The 15,454-nt window shown below is 39.5% G+C and carries 14 protein-coding genes; 9 read left to right on the forward strand and 5 right to left on the reverse strand.

The genetic code is table 11. The features are described 5' to 3' along the window. Positions 1-31 precede the first annotated feature (31 nt). Together odhB and ABMA78_RS00775 are read right to left on the reverse strand one after the other, a co-directional pair. Positions 32-1,261 (reverse strand): 2-oxoglutarate dehydrogenase complex dihydrolipoyllysine-residue succinyltransferase, encoded by a 1,230-nt coding sequence (gene odhB, locus ABMA78_RS00770; RefSeq protein ID WP_392856075.1) that lies wholly within the window; start codon positions 1,259-1,261, stop codon positions 32-34. Positions 1,262-1,281: 20 nt separating this feature from the next. Then, positions 1,282-4,026 (reverse strand): 2-oxoglutarate dehydrogenase E1 component, encoded by a 2,745-nt coding sequence (locus tag ABMA78_RS00775; RefSeq protein WP_392856078.1) that lies wholly within the window; start codon positions 4,024-4,026, stop codon positions 1,282-1,284. 163 nt (positions 4,027-4,189) lie between these two features. Between ABMA78_RS00775 and ABMA78_RS00780 the strand changes: the two genes are divergently transcribed. The 4 genes from ABMA78_RS00780 (at position 4,190) to ABMA78_RS00795 (ending at position 6,444) form a co-directional block, all read left to right on the forward strand. Beyond that, positions 4,190-4,582, forward strand: a complete 393-nt coding sequence (locus ABMA78_RS00780; protein WP_392856080.1) for a nucleoside triphosphate pyrophosphohydrolase family protein — start codon at positions 4,190-4,192, stop codon at positions 4,580-4,582. Then, positions 4,582-5,601: an FAD:protein FMN transferase gene (locus ABMA78_RS00785; protein WP_392856083.1), complete on the forward strand. Its 1,020-nt coding sequence runs from the start codon at positions 4,582-4,584 to the stop codon at positions 5,599-5,601. Before ABMA78_RS00780 ends, ABMA78_RS00785 begins: the two co-directional genes overlap by 1 nt. Before the next feature lie 31 nt (positions 5,602-5,632). Next, on the forward strand, positions 5,633-5,845 hold the full coding sequence (gene nqrM, locus ABMA78_RS00790; RefSeq protein ID WP_392856084.1) for a (Na+)-NQR maturation NqrM: 213 nt from the start codon (positions 5,633-5,635) through the stop codon (positions 5,843-5,845). Between the two features lie 287 nt (positions 5,846-6,132). Beyond that, entirely contained in the window at positions 6,133-6,444 is a 312-nt protein-coding gene (locus ABMA78_RS00795) for a hypothetical protein (RefSeq protein WP_392856087.1), read from the forward strand. A gap of 25 nt (positions 6,445-6,469) precedes the next feature. On the opposite strand, the gene ABMA78_RS00800 is transcribed toward ABMA78_RS00795, so the two are convergent. Both ABMA78_RS00800 and ABMA78_RS00805 read right to left on the reverse strand, forming a co-directional pair. Beyond that, positions 6,470-7,093: a class I SAM-dependent methyltransferase gene (locus ABMA78_RS00800; protein ID WP_392856088.1), complete on the reverse strand. Its 624-nt coding sequence runs from the start codon at positions 7,091-7,093 to the stop codon at positions 6,470-6,472. Between the two features lie 3 nt (positions 7,094-7,096). Continuing rightward, positions 7,097-7,702 (reverse strand): YiiX/YebB-like N1pC/P60 family cysteine hydrolase, encoded by a 606-nt coding sequence (locus ABMA78_RS00805; protein ID WP_392856091.1) that lies wholly within the window; start codon positions 7,700-7,702, stop codon positions 7,097-7,099. A 130-nt stretch (positions 7,703-7,832) separates the two neighbouring features. Here ABMA78_RS00805 and ABMA78_RS00810 point away from each other — a divergent pair, with 130 nt between their 5' ends. Beyond that, positions 7,833-9,740: a hypothetical protein gene (locus ABMA78_RS00810; RefSeq protein ID WP_392856093.1), complete on the forward strand. Its 1,908-nt coding sequence runs from the start codon at positions 7,833-7,835 to the stop codon at positions 9,738-9,740. Between the two features lie 14 nt (positions 9,741-9,754). Beyond that, positions 9,755-10,453: a M15 family metallopeptidase gene (locus ABMA78_RS00815; protein WP_392856096.1), complete on the forward strand. Its 699-nt coding sequence runs from the start codon at positions 9,755-9,757 to the stop codon at positions 10,451-10,453. Here the strand turns inward: ABMA78_RS00815 and ABMA78_RS00820 are convergent. After that, positions 10,437-10,898, reverse strand: coding sequence for an acyl-CoA thioesterase (locus ABMA78_RS00820; protein ID WP_392856098.1), 462 nt, complete (start codon positions 10,896-10,898; stop codon positions 10,437-10,439). The two genes, ABMA78_RS00815 and ABMA78_RS00820, sit on opposite strands and share 17 nt — an antisense overlap. Before the next feature lie 227 nt (positions 10,899-11,125). Between ABMA78_RS00820 and ABMA78_RS00825 the strand changes: the two genes are divergently transcribed. The 3 genes from ABMA78_RS00825 (at position 11,126) to ABMA78_RS00835 (ending at position 15,433) form a co-directional block, all read left to right on the forward strand. Next, entirely contained in the window at positions 11,126-13,189 is a 2,064-nt protein-coding gene (locus tag ABMA78_RS00825) for a hypothetical protein (protein ID WP_392856100.1), read from the forward strand. A gap of 169 nt (positions 13,190-13,358) precedes the next feature. Next, positions 13,359-14,642 carry a tetratricopeptide repeat protein gene (locus tag ABMA78_RS00830; RefSeq protein WP_392856102.1) on the forward strand — a complete coding sequence of 428 codons (1,284 nt, stop codon included), beginning with the start codon at positions 13,359-13,361 and terminating at the stop codon, positions 14,640-14,642. A 23-nt stretch (positions 14,643-14,665) separates the two neighbouring features. Next, entirely contained in the window at positions 14,666-15,433 is a 768-nt protein-coding gene (locus ABMA78_RS00835; protein ID WP_392856103.1) for a Nif3-like dinuclear metal center hexameric protein, read from the forward strand. Positions 15,434-15,454 lie beyond the last annotated feature (21 nt).

A 15,454-nucleotide genomic window follows, 5' to 3' on the forward strand; every position in this document is an offset into this window, starting at 1 on the left:
CCTTAATCTTTTTAAATCTAATTAGATACTCTTAAATATCAAGTAGCATTCTGGCCGGATCTTCTAACATCTCTTTAACCATCTTAAGGAATGTTACTGATTCCTTACCATCGATAATTCTGTGGTCATAAGATAGTGCTAAGTACATTACAGGGTGAATAACAACCTGTCCGTTAACAGCAACTGGTCTTTCAACAATATTGTGCATTCCTAGAATCGCTGATTGAGGAACGTTGATAATTGGAGTTGAAAGCATTGAACCAAAAACACCACCGTTAGTGATTGTAAAAGTTCCGCCAGTCATTTCGTCCACTGTAAGCTTTCCATCACGCCCTTTTAGAGCAAGTCTTCTTACTTCTTTTTCAATTTGAGCAAGACTTAAGCTTTCTGCGTTTCTAATAACTGGAACAACTAGACCTTTTGGAGTTGATACCGCGATACCAACATCTGCATAGTCATGATAGATAATATTCTCACCATCAATTTGTGCGTTAACACCTTTGATTTCCATAAGAGCTTTCGTACATGCTTTTGTGAAAAAAGACATGAAACCAAGTCCAATATCGTGCTTGTCTTTAAAAGCATCTTTATATTTCTTACGAAGCTCCATAACGTTATACATATCAACTTCATTAAAAGTTGTTAGCATTGCCGTTGTATTCTTTGCTTCCACAAGACGCTTAGCGATAGTCTTACGGATACGCTTCATTTTTACTTCTTCTTTTGCTCTACTTGCACCACCCATTGGAACTTGAGTTTCAATTGTAGGAGCAGGAGCTGCCTTTGCTGCTGGAGCCGCTTTTGGAGCAGCACTTGCATTCATCGCATCAGCTTTCGTGATTCTTCCATCTTTTCCACTTCCTGCAACAGCACTAGCTGCGACACCTTTTTCAGCAAGAATTTTTGCGGCCGCTGGAGATGGATAATTCTTATCTCCACCTGCTGCTGGAGCGCTTGCTGGTGTACTTGGAGTTTCAACTGCAGTTGGAGCTTCATCACTTGATGCTTGAGCTGGAGCCGCTGCAGAAGTATCTAGTTCCGCAACTACTGCACCAATTTCAAGTTCAGCACCTTCTTCAGCGATAATTCTAATTACACCACTTTCTTCTGCTGGAAGAGGAAGTGTTGCTTTATCTGATTCAACTTCAACTAGTTCATCACCTTCACTAACATAGTCACCGTCAGCTACTAGCCACTCTCCTAGAGCAACTTCTGTAATTGATTCACCAATTGGTGGAATAGTAATTTTTACGATTGCCATTTTTTATCCTTATTTATTTTTTAGCTAAAAGCTTTCTCTACAATTGTTTCTTGTTCTCTAAGGTGTACTGAAGCGTATCCAGTCGCCGGTGAAGCCGAAGCTTTTCTTGATACACAGTCAATATCTCTGAAAGTATCACGCCAACGATTTAGATGCATCCAAGCTCCCATATTTGAAGGCTCTTCCTGTACCCAACGATGAGTTGCATTTGGATACTTATCAAGGATTGCCTTAATTTTATCTGTCGGAAGTGGATATAATTGCTCAAGACGAACAACAGCAACATCTTTGCGGTCATTTTCTTGTTGGTACTTAAGTAGATCGTAGTAAATCTTACCAGTACAAAGAACCACCTTCTTAACGTCTTTTGGACTTACCCAAGCATCGTCAAAAACTTCTTCAAATTTACCATTTGTAAATTCTTCTACTTTTGACTGACATAGAGGATGTCTTAGAAGTGACTTTGGAGTGAAAACAACTAATGGCTTTCTAAACTCCCACTTAAGCTGGCGTCTAAGCGCGTGGAACATATTTGCTGGAGTTGTAATATTACAAACAACCATATTCTCTTCAGCACATTGCTGTAGAAATCTTTCTGGACGACAAGAAGAGTGCTCTGGACCTGCTCCTTCATAACCATGAGGAAGAAGCATTACTAAGTTACTCATTCTTCTCCACTTACTTTCTGCTGCTGAAATAAATTGATCAATAACGATTTGAGCACCGTTAGTGAAGTCACCAAATTGTGCTTCCCAAATATTTAGCGCATGTGGAGTTGCCTGAGAATAACCATATTCAAAAGCAAGTACTGCATATTCTGATAAAAGAGAGTTGTAAATATAGAAGTCACCTTGACCAGTTGTTAAGTGCTCTAGGCCACAATATGCTTCATTTGTTCTCTCATCAAAAACTTTTGCGTGACGGTGAGAGAAAGTCCCACGGATAACGTCTTCCCCAGAGAAGCGTACATCGTTACCTTCAGTAAGAATTGATCCGTATGCAAATAACTCAGCCAGTGCCCAGTCAATTTGATCACTTTCAAAAGCCGCCTTTCTTTGATCAAGAAGCTTTTGTGCCTTTCTTAAAGTTTTGAAACCTTCAGGAGTTTGAGTGATTGATGAAATAATATTTTCAAGTGTCTTCTTATCAACACTAGTATCTGGTGAATTTGCGAAGTCCTCTAGAGTCGAGAAGCGAACATCTTTCCACTCTCTGTGTGGCCCTGGAACCTTTTTAGGAATAACATTTTGCTTAACATTATTGAAACGATCAGAAAGAAGACTCTTGTATTCTTCTTGCATCTCTTTTGCTACGGCCTTATCAACGGCTCCATGACTAGCAAGCTCTTCGATATACATTTCACGTGGGTTTTTATGCTTTGAGATCATCCCATAAAGTTCTGGTTGAGTATACTTCGGCTCATCACCTTCATTGTGACCGTGCTTACGGTAACAAACCATATCAACAAAAACATCACGCTTAAATTTTTGTCTAAACTTAACAGCAAGCTCACAAGCGTAAACAACGTCTTCTGGACAATCACCATTTACGTGAATAACTGGAATATTTAGCATCTTAGCAACTGATGTTGAGTAGTGAGATGAACGAGCATCTGTAAAGTCAGTTGTGAAACCAATTTGATTATTGATAACAAAGTGAAGAGATCCACCAGTGCGGTAACCTGGAAGCTCAGACATTTGAAGAGTTTCATAAACAATTCCTTGTCCGGCAACGGCCGCATCACCGTGAATAACGATAGGGATAATCTTGCTCTCATCACCTTCGTACGCGATATCAATTTGAGCACGAGCATAACCTGTTGCTACAGGAGATACTGTTTCTAAGTGTGATGGGTTTGGTAGAAGCTTTAAGTAAACTTCGCTATTGTCTTCAGTTTTCGTTACCGAAGTAAATCCCATGTGATACTTAACATCACCATCACCTTGACCAGCTAACTGCTCAAGAGAGTTCCCTTCAAATTCAGAAAAGATATACTCATAAGTTTTACCTAGAGTATTTGCTAGAATATTAAGACGTCCACGGTGGGCCATACCGATAATAAATTCTTTGGCCCCTAATCTTGCACCTTCGTTAATGAAAGCATCAAGTCCTGGGATCGTCGACTCCCCACCTTCTAGTGAAAATCTTTTTTGTCCCGTATATTTTGTTTGAAGAAAGTTTTCAAAAACATTTGCTTCATTCAACTTGTGTAGGATTCTTTTTTTCTTATCAACATTAAAGTTCTTATTTAAATAAGTTGTTTCAAATTCTTCTCTAAACCAACGTCTCATTTCAGTATCAGTTGAGTGCATATACTCAACACCGATCTTTCCGCAGTAAAGTTTCATCATGTGGTCCATGATATTTTTAAGAGTCGTTGCTCCAAGGCCAACAAACTCACCACATGTAAATACTTCGTTTAGATCAGCATCTGTAAGATCATAATCTTGAAGTGAAATACGTGCATGACGATCAAGTCTTGGACGAATCGGGTTTGTATCCGAAAGAAGATGTCCTCTTGATCTGAAAGATTGAATTAGTCTGAATACGTTGAATTCTTTACGTAACTTCTCATCACTTACTTCACCACCGGCACCTGTGCTACCTTTACCGGCACCGAACTCAAAACCTAGAAAAAAGTTGCGCCAACTTTCTTCTACTTCCATCGGGTTTGATTCGTATTGTTCGTAGAGAGAGTCAATGTAAGAAATGTCTGAACTTGATAGTGTTGAAAAGTCGAATTTATCCATTTGATTAAAATCCATTTTACCGCTTTGCGGCTATTACAAAATTAATAATTTAGGCACGTTAATATACCTTATATCTTAACAGTTCGTGAAGTTTTCTTTTTGCACAGGCAAGCTTTGACTAGATAAAAATCAAAGTGATAAAGTTCGATCAACTACCCAACTTTTGACAGGAGAAATTATGGATTCAAAGAAATATATGAGTGATGCAATCAGAACAGAATCAAGAGATTTTGATGCGATGAATACTCGCCTAAATGACGATGGAATTAAGAGACTACTTCACGCAGGAATTGGTCTTTCAACAGAAGCTGGAGAATTCCTCGATGCTCTAAAGAAGCATATATTCTATGGTAAGGAGCTTGACCGCGTAAATCTAGCGGAAGAATTAGGAGATCTTTTCTGGTATATGGCCATTGTTGGAGATGAGCTTGGAATCAAATTTGAAGATGTCATGGAGAGAAATATCACAAAGCTTAAGGCGCGCTACGGCGAAAAATTTAGCGAAGAAAAGGCCGACAAGAGAGACCTTGATAGCGAAAGAAAAATTCTTGAGGAACAGGCGTTTAATTAATGAGACTTAACAAAATCTTTATATTTGGAATGGCCCTATTGTTAGGAGTCTTAACTTCTTGCAATAGTGAAAAACTGCAAATTTATCGTGTCACAGGCCCAACCATGGGTACGACATATCATATCAAGTATCTTGCTCCTAACGGCTTCGATGAAGACACGGTAAAAAAAGATATTGAGATAAGATTAGATGAAGTCAATAAGGCCATGAGTACTTATATTAAGGATTCGGAAATTTCACTCTTTAATAAAATGGCAAAGAATGAAAAATTCTACCCTGGCCAAGACTTTACAAGAACGCTAAAGCACGCACTAGACGTTGCAAAGAAGACTGATGGAACATTTGATCCAACAATTGGAACACTTGTAAACCTTTGGGGCTTTGGGCCTAATGGCAAACGCAAGATCCCTTCTAAAGAAGATATCGATGCGGCCAAGCATAAGGTTGGATTTGAGAAAATCATTTTCAAAGATGGTGTCTTAACAAAAACTATTGACGGTGTTTATCTTGATCTATCAGCTTCTGCCAAAGGCTTTGGAGTTGACGCAATCATCGAACTTCTTCAAGCAAGAGGAATTAAGAATGCCCTTGTGGAAGTTGGCGGCGAGGTTCGAACGATGGGTGAATCTCTGACTCGTCCGTGGCGTATTGGTGTTGAATCTCCAAATAACAAGGATAATAATCCTGTTGTAAAGGTCGTGAAAATCAAGAATGTTGCCCTTGCCACTTCTGGCGACTACCGAAACTTTTTCAAAGAAGGTGGCAAGCGCTATCAGCATACGATAAATTTCAAATCTGGTTCACCTGTAGAATCGCAACTTGCTTCAGTTAGTGTTATCTCTGACACTTGTATGGATGCGGATGCCTGGGCCACGGCCTTAATGGCAATGGGTGCAAAGAAGGCCATAGCCTTTGCTAAAGAAAATAAATTGAAGGCGTTCTTTATCTACCGTTCAGATGATGGATCAGGAAAGTATTTAGAGACATCAACGCCAGGATTTGATAAGGTGACAGAGTAATCTAATCAGATAATTTTTATCGGAGAATATTATGGATGCTAACATTAAACTATTCCTTATTACTTTCGCTGTACTTGCTCTATCAATTACAGGAATGGCAGTTGGTGTGATTCTATCAAATAGAAAGCTACAAGGATCTTGTGGTGGACTTGGAAAGCTCATCGGTGAAGATTGCCAATTCTGCGATAAGAAAGACGAATGTACAGAAAATCCAGAACAAGCAGAAGACTGTCTTAAAGCCTAATCTTAAAATACATATCAAATAATCATAAAGGCCCCATTTTGGGGCCTTTATTGTTCATAAATAGGGCCAAAAAGCGCCCCCCTTCCCTAACGACACCACCCACAACCAGCTAAGTAGCTGATTGTACGTGTTCAATTTTTGGCACAGTTCATGCTTTTACTATAGCAACAAAGCTCTTAAACAGGATGTTTAAAGCTGAAGGCTTCAGGAAGAACGAACTTAGCGGAAAAGAGGCCATTATGAAAAGTACATTAAGGAGAGCACTTTACATCACTTTAGGATTAGTTATGTTATCGATAACAATCCAGGAAAGAGTTCATGCAAGAACGATGAAGAGAATCACGCCAGAGCAGATTCAAAAACTAGATCGCGCCATGGCAATTGAAACATTCAATGGTGAATTCCTCGACATCACAAAAGTGGCAAAGATCAGAAAAACTTTTGGAAATCTTGAAGGATTAAAAGATGGTGCACAAATCAAATTAGCAAATGGTGATGTACTAACTGCAAGAGATATTCGTTTTCTATATGTAGAAAGACTCAAGCAACAAAAGGAGAAAAAATCAGTAGTGGGGCGTACTCCACACGACGAAGAATAGTCGGAAATATTTTGGGAATCTGTAACTAATTTGCTACGTCTTCCTTAGTAGCAATGACCAGTAAGACATCCGGGTCGCTCGAAAGAGCGGCCCTTCTTTTTTTATCGGCAATAATCTTGCGCCCACTCGGAAGCATCAAGTAAATAATACGAAGTCCGGCCTCTGTCACGATTCGCTCATACTCAAGGTAATCTAAAACAGTAACAGATAAATCAGAAAGGATCATCTCCTTACTCTTAACCATTGCTTCAAAACAGAAAACTCCCCCATTACTTAGTTGTCCGTAGACACTATTTATATAGCGAGAAATTTCATCTTGAGATTGTAGGTAGTGAATCTGGTGAGCATCGAAGATAAAATCAAAACTCTCTTGTAATTGCCCTAACTCAAGGCTTGAGAGGCATTTAAACTCATCATTTGGAAAGTTGCTTTTGGCCTTCTTAACGGCGGCTTCAGAGATATCAATTCCTAATAACTTAGAGAAATCGAAGTCGGCCAACTGGAGTCCTTGGCCACAGCCAACTTCCAAGGCCTTTAGGTTTTGAGCGCTAAGAGACGTAAGAGAAAGTGCTCTTTGAGCTAGCTCAATAAGTGTCTGAGATTTGAGAAAGTGGTCGCTTTCTGTATGGGCCTGATTAAATTGATTCACAATTTAATATAACGGCCCCATATCCTTGAAGTCACCATCAAATCCTGTTGAGAAGAAGAAATCATTAGGAGAAAGTCCTAACTTCCCACTTGGAGGAAGTTTTCCACCAAAGTAGATCTTCCAGCCCTTTGGATTCTTATCATATGTCATAGGAATCGGCTTAAACTTCTCAATGGCGTAAACGCTTTTTAAAAGTTTATAGATAAACTCTGAACAGTAGAGCTTTTCATCATCCCAAACATAGTCGTGATCAAAATCCATTCCAAGATATTTTCTCTTGTAATTTTCAAGTAATTTTCTTTTCTTTGAGAAGTTAATATGTTTTGGGCGAATCACATGAGGAACTTTATTAGAGTATCCTAGGAAGGCCTGAAGTGGGATATGGTGAACACTTCCAAGAGATTGGGCCACATAGACTTGTGAACCTAGCTTCAAAACGATTCCCGAATGAGAAAAAGGGCCACCAGTTTCATTTTCAATTAACTCGCAACTAAAGCAGTCCATATCTAACAGGATAATATCACCTGTTTGTAGATCACTTAGTGGCAGTGCCAAAGTTTTAAGGCTTACAAAAGCAAAGAATAACACCAAAATACGTCTAAAATTCACAACCAAACCCCTGTAATAACAGAAACTTAAATGATTAAACAGCAATTGCCCTACTATTAATAACTAAGGCTTTGCTGTTATACTAAGTAAGTAACTAGATTGATAGCCTAAAAAAGCAGGAAAAGTAAAAATGAAAGGCATTATTTTGACACTCATATTTTTAAGTTTTGCACTTGGACACTTCGAAGTCTTTGCGACAACAAACTGCCCGACAGGACAGGTTTTCAACGCGAGCTTAAATCGCTGTATGTATACAGAGGGTTCAATTAAGAACAGAGATGAATATCAAGACTGCGATTCTAAGTCGAGTGAGACTGAGCGTAATGCTTGTATGAAAGCAGCAGCAGATGCCAGACAACAAAAAACAATTAATGAATTAAATGCAGGGCGAGTTTCTGATAGTGAGGTTGAGAGCAAGGGTAAAGGAAATCTCATTACAGGTTTTGCTGAAGCTTGGGGTATTGTGACAGGTGTTACGGCCCTCGTTGTTCCTAAGTTCTTTAATGGTGAAGATGCGGCCAAAAAGCCAGTTGATAATACAGTTAAAGGAGATGGAAACGTACAAGATGCCGGAGCAAAGAAAGCAGAGGTCTCAAAAGATGAGAACCGTTCAAGCTGTAAGTCTTGTATGCTGGTGGGTGCGGTTTCGGCCTATAGCTTCTATCAGACAAAGATCAACAAAGAAGACGTAAAGAAGAAAACAAAAGAATTTAAAGAAGAATACGAAGAGATCTCAAAAGATCCAGAAACAATGAAGAACGCTCAGATTGCAGCATTTGATATGCTTGAGAAAGAGCAGCAATACCTAGCAGATGTCTCTTCAAAGCAGGCCAAGCAGTATAAGACACTTGCCTTAGGTTATACGGCAGCAGCTGCTGTTGCAGTTTATGAAACATTCTCTTCATTTGGAACAAGTTGTATGAATCAGTCACCAGGTGAAGCTGGTGGTGCTTCAAAGTGGAACTTCAGTGATATGGCAAATGGCTTTCGCTCAATCACTAATAATCCTTGTACAGTAATTGTTGCTTCAGCGGTTACAGTACCTGCGGCTCTAACAGTTTCAAACCAAGCGAAAAAGAATAATAAAGATGCCAAATCAAATGTTGAGCAGATCAAAATTCTAAAAGAAAAGTATGTAAAAAGTGTTGCCTCTTTTTGTCCAGATGGAAGAGACAGCTTAAGTAACCCAGCCTGTTACTGTTATACGGCCGAGGGGAATAAAAACCCTAATCGTGAGAAGTCGAAAACATGTCAGGATTATTGGAACAAATATAATGGTTCATTTATTGCCTCAGCAGATTCATCTCGTGCGGGCCAAGTTAGTAACCCACAAGGTTGTTTCTATGTTGATGGGAAGTTTGACCGCGAATGTAATTGTCGTAAGCTTAAGAATAATAAGGGTGAGAATGCTTGTAAGAAGATTACGGTTTCCCCTACTGCTCTAAGCTCTCTAGGTGGTCTTGATGTATCTGAGGCCATTAGAGCGGCCAATGCAGCAACTCAAGGAAACGGTGGAACTTACAATGCTTCAACAACTGATGCACAAGCGGCCATGGCGGCCAAGGCAATGGATGCAATAAAGAAGAAGCTAGAGAATCCATTTAAGAAGAACACAGGACTTGGGCTTAGCAAGATCAGTGATGAACTTGCTAAACAAGCTGGTAAATATGGTGACAATAACAATGTATCAATCTTTAATGGAAGTGGTGCAAGTGAGGCTTTTGCTCGTCTAAGACCAACAGAGCCTTCTTTTCAAAATGCAGTTGAAAGTGTTTCAGCAAAACTTCCGGCGAAGGGACTTGCAGCACCGGCAAAGAAAACAGTTAGAAAAACAACAAATAACACAAATCGTTGGAAGTTTGATGACAGCTCAAGCTCACAAGTTTTAAGCTTTGGAGCAGGCGCAGGTGACGGTGACTCTAAAAAGAAATATGACTATGGTGATAACGATATTATCAAAGACAAGTCGGTTTCTATTTTCAAAGTGATCTCTCATCGCTACGTTCAGTCAGGACTGAAAAAATTATTCTCTGAATAATAATTGGAATTTATATGAGTAAGAAGATAGACAAGGAAGTTCTATTCGGTATGACCAAAGAACACCTCATTTATGATGAGAGTATCAATCGCTACTTCCACAAAGATTCATTTGAAGACTTTAAAAGATTTAAAGAAGATGCGCTAAAAGAAGGAATCGACTTCTATGTCACAAGCTCCTTTCGCTCATTTGATGACCAGTTAAGAATTTGGAATGAAAAGTGCACCGGCAAACGCCCTATCTATGATCGCACGGGAAATGAACTAGATCACACAAAACTCTCCCCTTCAGAAATTGTAAGCGCTATTATCAACTGGTCAGCACTACCAGGAACTTCCCGTCACCACTGGGGAACAGAGCTTGATGTTGTCGATGGCAATAGTTGGCCTGAAGGCTATCATATTCAACTCGTACCAGAAGAATTTTCAGAAGGTGGGCCATTTTTTGAATTTAGTAAATGGTTGAATACAAAGATTGAAGATAAGTGTAGCTATTCTTATTATAGGCCATATGTTGAGGATCTCGGTGGAGTTGCGCCAGAGGCATGGCATATAAGCTACAATAAGGTTTCATCTGAGTATCATCAAGAATATACTTACGATTTATTTTGTGAGCTACTGGAGCATCCGAAGATGAATGAGCTTACTTATTTGAAGGAAGTTAAAGCAAGCTCACAAGAAATTTATCACCACTTCTTTAGGCTTTTAAAGTAAGTCCTACGGCCTTTAGCCATTCAGGATCGTGGCCCATCAGTTTTCTTTCTTTAAGATCAAATAGACCTGCAGTCATTTTGAATTTAGTGTAAACCTTTCCACTATCATCAAACATTTCCTGCTCGTAAGTAAGAACCTTACTATTCACAAAATTCGTCGCTTTTGAGCGAATCTTCACCATTTGTCTTAGGCGTAGTTCTGATTTAAAAGTGATATTAATATCTAAAACGACCGGTCCTCTTTTCTCACGCATAATGCGATCCATGCCCCAACCATTCTTCGTGATCATATCCCAACGGGCCTGTTCAAAAATCGTCAGGTAGGTTGCATTATTCATATGGCCGAAAGTATCAAGATGAGTCTCTTGAACCTGAAACTCATAGATTGCTTCTTCAATATTAAAATCGTCGATCGTAAGTGCTCTTTTTGCTATTTGTGAAGTCATAGGTCCTACCTCTAAGTTATTAAATTCCCTTAAATGGCCACAATCATGGGCATTCGTAAAATTTAATTTTACATGGCCGGTCCTCAAAAATGAACATATTTTTAAGGACTTATCTTGTGCAACACCCCTCAAATGCCTAAAACATGCTTAAATACTCAACTTTTCAAAGAAATTAACCGATTAGAACTTATAATTTAAGTAAGGAAAACCTAACTTTCGAGTCACTTATGAGCAAGAAAACAACTTTATTAAACACATTTACCTTATCTCTTCTGCTAGCTTCAGTGCCACTTAGCTCTGCCTATGCGTCACTAGAATGTCCAGATAGCGAAGGTAATATCCACAAGTTCAACTACTCTTTCGAGGGACTTGCCACGCCATCTGATGAAGAGGTGAGAAAGAAATGCGAAGATCTCATTTATGAGAAAGAAAGAGGCTTTGCCAATGGAGTAGCTGACAAGGATCAAAATCCTCCAGAACCTCCACAAGATCCAGGGAGAGATACTGACAACGGCTCAGACAATCCAAAGCATGCAGATTGGGATGGTTGTTTACAAGAAATGACGACTAAAGAGAAAAAATCAAATATCGATGCCTTTATGGCATGTGCAAAATCTGTTTCATCACTTGATTTTAAAAATGTCGAACCAGATTTCACAGGTAGTAGTGGTGCTATAAAGTGTCAGCGTGCTTTTAAAGTTTCGGGAAAAAATGGTAATGCAAATTGGCAGGATGTTGCCCAAGAAGTTTACCGCAATGGTAGCTCGTCATCTATTGACTACACTAAGGCCGTTGCTGTTTTCATTTATGCAGATAATAAAAAAGTTGATAATAATGCAATTTCAACAGCTGTTAAGAACGTTACAGCATGTAACCAAGTTGCAGCTGCATTTGGTGAAAATTTTGCAGAAGATCGCCAATCAGAAGATCAGTACTCTACCCCAGAAAAACTTACTTCAATTGATGGGCGTATCACTTGTAAGCTTTCAGGCCTTGAGACAATCGACTACGACGAATGTTCAAATCTAGTTCTAGCACACAACGCTGCCCAACTTGGAAAGACTGCCAATGCAACTTTTCAACAATTTCAAGCGCAGGACTTTAGTAATAAACAACAAAATAAACTAATGAATATGGATGCGTCAGAAAACGTAACAACAACGGCCCTAAAATCTCAAAAAGATGGGTTAGCAAAGCAACAAACAATGGCCGAAACACGTCGTACTATTGAAGTTGCAAGACTTGGTACAATCTTAACAATGACTTCAAGTATTCCAACAAGCGAAACTTATTTCGAATCAAGTGAGCTATGTACTAAACCAGTTGAACAGGCCCTACTAGGTATTGAAGAATATGTTAGGAATGGTGGAGGAGCTGACTCAGTTGGTTCTTCAGAACAATTATGTCGTATCAACTTTAAAAAGTTTGCTATCTTAAAGAATGGTGGCGCTAAGAGAGCTGGTAACCAAATCGCAGCTGAAGCTGGGGTTGATGTGGCCAAAGAACAAATGGCCGTAAGCCAACTTGGAAAGCAACAAAAGATGATTTCAAATGCCATTGGTAAAATTGAAGGAATGGATACAATGGAACTTCCAGAGGACTTCTTTGAAAACCAAGATGTCTATATGGAGTTTTGCCAGGCCCACCCAACACATGCACAATGTCAGTCAGGTTGGGCAAATACAGTTAATGTTCCATCATTTGGGGACTACTCTGTCGGTGGCTTTGGTACAAACCAGGCCTATCAACATACAGAACAAGATCAGGCAGTAGCAGCAACGGCCGCAAGTACTGATGACCCAACATCAGCTGGTGTGGATACATCAACTGTTGTTAACAAAGCAAAAACAGGTGGTGGACTTAAAGGTAACTTTGGTCCAGTTGCAACAGTATCTGAAGGAGGACAACTTGCACAAGGTGCCGGAGGTGGAGGAAGCTCACCTGGCGGTGGTGGCGGTGGCGGTGGCTCATCGGCAGGTGGCGCAGGTCAACCGGAGGCCCTTTCTGGAAATGCGGGAAGTGGTTTAAAAGGTATCAGCTACGTTGGTGGCCGCGGCCCAAGCTTTGTCGGTGGACGAGGAACTGCTTCAGTTAAAAAGAAGAATAATGGTAACCCATTTAGCAATATGTTTAAGAAGAACCAAAACCGTAACCTAAGTTCACTTAACTTTAAGGGTAAGTCAGCAATTGGTTCAAAATCGGACAATATCTTCCAAAGAATCTCAACGGCATATGATAAGGCCAATGATGCTGGAAACCTTCTTAAGTACGAAACAAAAGCTCTTGAATAATGAACACTTAGAGCACTTATCCAAAAAACGAAAAAGAGATAAATTATAGACACTGGGGCCAATATTTTGGCCCCATCTTATTTTCACCTATCAAATATCAGACAGTTACAATTAAGAATTTTGGCACGTAATGTGTATATGTATAAAGTAACATGTCAACGACTTGTTGATGCGTCACAACGTAGACAAGATGAATCATAGAGTGCATATTTCAGGGACGAAATATGAATATTCAAGGGAAGAAATCACTAAGATGAATACTATTCAAGAAATTTTATTAAGTGAACTTACACAATCAAGAAGCTACCTAGATAGGATTCTACATGCTGTTTGTGAATTAAGCGAGACTCACCTCGATGCTAAGGCACGCCTTATTATTGAAGAGTTTAGTTCTGAATACGATAAGCTAGTAAGTGAATTACTAATTCCATCTCACTTTGGTGATCTTAGTCTTCTCCACCAAAATAATTTTCGTCAAGGGCGTGAAAACTTAAGGCTCATGAATAACTTTATCGAAAGCTTTATTGCTCTCGCTCCAAAAAATGATGATGAAGTTGTTGGCGTTATCACTCGCCTCATCAACCTTTCATATAAGTACACAAGAGAACTTCACCTAATCTTAATCGAGCGCTCATCACTTGATGTTGCCACTCCGAGAATGGGGCTTTTAAAAGCAATCGATATTAAGGAAAAGAAAGAAGTCGTTGTTGCAAAAGAAATCATTAAGAAAGGTCCATTCACACTTATTGAAGGTGGACGAGTGGATGAAGATGATGAAGATATGGAGCACGAAGAAGACTTCACTCCTCCACTATACTTCCTAGAATCCCTTGAGATCCTAAATCTTGCTCACTCTAAAACGGCACCAATTCTTGGAATGAATGCCAAAAGAGAAGAAAAGTACGAGCAATATATTTCAGATGCCCATGTGCTAGTTTCTAAAAAAGACCTGGCCGGAGCATTAGAGTTATTTAATAAGGCCCGTGGCCATAAAGAAACAGCGGAAGTTCTAACTCTTATGGGTTGGGTAACTTCACAAATGGGAAATATTGAAGATGCGAAGTCACTTTGCCTAAAGGCAATTGAAATCGATCCAGAATATGGTGCTCCTTATAATGATCTAGGAACACTTCTTTTAAATGAAGGTCATATCAATGAGTCAATCAAATGGTATGAGCTTGCAAAAAAAGCACCTAAGTACACAAATCGCGAATATCCATATATCAATGCAGGCCGCGCCTATATGCAGCTTAATAATTTTGATAAGGCCATGGAAGAATTCGAGGTTGCTCTAAAACTAGTCCCAGAAAATCAAGAACTACGCCACACAGTAAGTAAAATCCGCTCTAGTGTAACAAAACCAGAGAATACGGATAAGACTCGTGGATTTGAGAAGTTCAAAGTTGATTTCTCTGGCCGCCAAGGGGATAATGATAACCAACCAACACAATAATTTTAACGGTATGGATATCATTTATGACAAAAATCTCAGCAAGTGAGCTTGGAAAGTTCTTAGCAAAACACCTTAACACTTACGAGTATAACGACTACGGCCCAAATGGCCTACAAATCGAAGGTCGACCAGAGATTTCAAAAATAGCATTTGCTGTTTCAGCACAAAGAGACTCTATTGCAAAGGCCTGTGAATTCGGCGCAGATGCCATGATTGTACACCATGGGCTTTTTTGGAAATTCCACGGTGTCAGAACAATTACAGGAAGCTTCGCAAAGAGAGTAAAGCCTCTTATTCAAAATGATATCAATCTATTCGGCTACCACTTACCTCTTGATGCCCATCTTGAAGATGGAAATGCAGCAGGAATTGCCAAAGAGTTAGGCCTAAAAGATCTCAAACCATATGGAGACTACAAGGGAATGCCAACAGGTGTTCAGGGGAGCTTTGAAAAACCATTAAAACCAAAAGAACTAAAAGAACTATTAAAGAAAGTTCTAAATCACGAAATAATTCATAGTGAACCTAGTGATGATGAGATTTCATCAATGGGCATCATCACAGGTGGTGCAAATTCAGACTGGCGCTACTGTGTCCGCGAAGGACTTGATGCTTATCTTACAGGTGAAATGAGTGAGCATGACTGGCATGAGTCTCGTGAAGAAGGAATTCACTTCTTTGCAGGTGGCCACAATGCAACAGAAAGATTTGGTGTACTTGCACTTAAGAAATTAATTGAAGAAACTTACGGGCTAGAGTGTATCTTTATCGATTCAGACAATCCAGCTTAGGGTTCCAGCTTAGGGTTCCAG

This window comes from Halobacteriovorax sp. RZ-2, from assembly GCF_043196685.1.
In the GTDB taxonomy this organism is placed as follows: Bacteria; Bdellovibrionota; Bacteriovoracia; order Bacteriovoracales; family Bacteriovoracaceae; genus Halobacteriovorax_A.

What these genes read in the sequence shown, in the direction of transcription:
- odhB (WP_392856075.1), bottom strand. Translation starts at nt 1,261, where the DNA reads ATGGCAATCGTAAAAATTACTATTCCACCAATTGGTGAATCAATTACA.
- ABMA78_RS00775 (WP_392856078.1), bottom strand. Translation starts at nt 4,026, where the DNA reads ATGGATTTTAATCAAATGGATAAATTCGACTTTTCAACACTATCAAGT.
- ABMA78_RS00780 (WP_392856080.1), top strand. Translation starts at nt 4,190, where the DNA reads ATGGATTCAAAGAAATATATGAGTGATGCAATCAGAACAGAATCAAGA.
- ABMA78_RS00785 (WP_392856083.1), top strand. Translation starts at nt 4,582, where the DNA reads ATGAGACTTAACAAAATCTTTATATTTGGAATGGCCCTATTGTTAGGA.
- nqrM (WP_392856084.1), top strand. Translation starts at nt 5,633, where the DNA reads ATGGATGCTAACATTAAACTATTCCTTATTACTTTCGCTGTACTTGCT.
- ABMA78_RS00795 (WP_392856087.1), top strand. Translation starts at nt 6,133, where the DNA reads ATGTTATCGATAACAATCCAGGAAAGAGTTCATGCAAGAACGATGAAG.
- ABMA78_RS00810 (WP_392856093.1), top strand. Translation starts at nt 7,833, where the DNA reads ATGAAAGGCATTATTTTGACACTCATATTTTTAAGTTTTGCACTTGGA.
- ABMA78_RS00815 (WP_392856096.1), top strand. Translation starts at nt 9,755, where the DNA reads ATGAGTAAGAAGATAGACAAGGAAGTTCTATTCGGTATGACCAAAGAA.
- ABMA78_RS00820 (WP_392856098.1), bottom strand. Translation starts at nt 10,898, where the DNA reads ATGACTTCACAAATAGCAAAAAGAGCACTTACGATCGACGATTTTAAT.
- ABMA78_RS00825 (WP_392856100.1), top strand. Translation starts at nt 11,126, where the DNA reads ATGAGCAAGAAAACAACTTTATTAAACACATTTACCTTATCTCTTCTG.
- ABMA78_RS00830 (WP_392856102.1), top strand. Translation starts at nt 13,359, where the DNA reads ATGCGTCACAACGTAGACAAGATGAATCATAGAGTGCATATTTCAGGG.
- ABMA78_RS00835 (WP_392856103.1), top strand. Translation starts at nt 14,666, where the DNA reads ATGACAAAAATCTCAGCAAGTGAGCTTGGAAAGTTCTTAGCAAAACAC.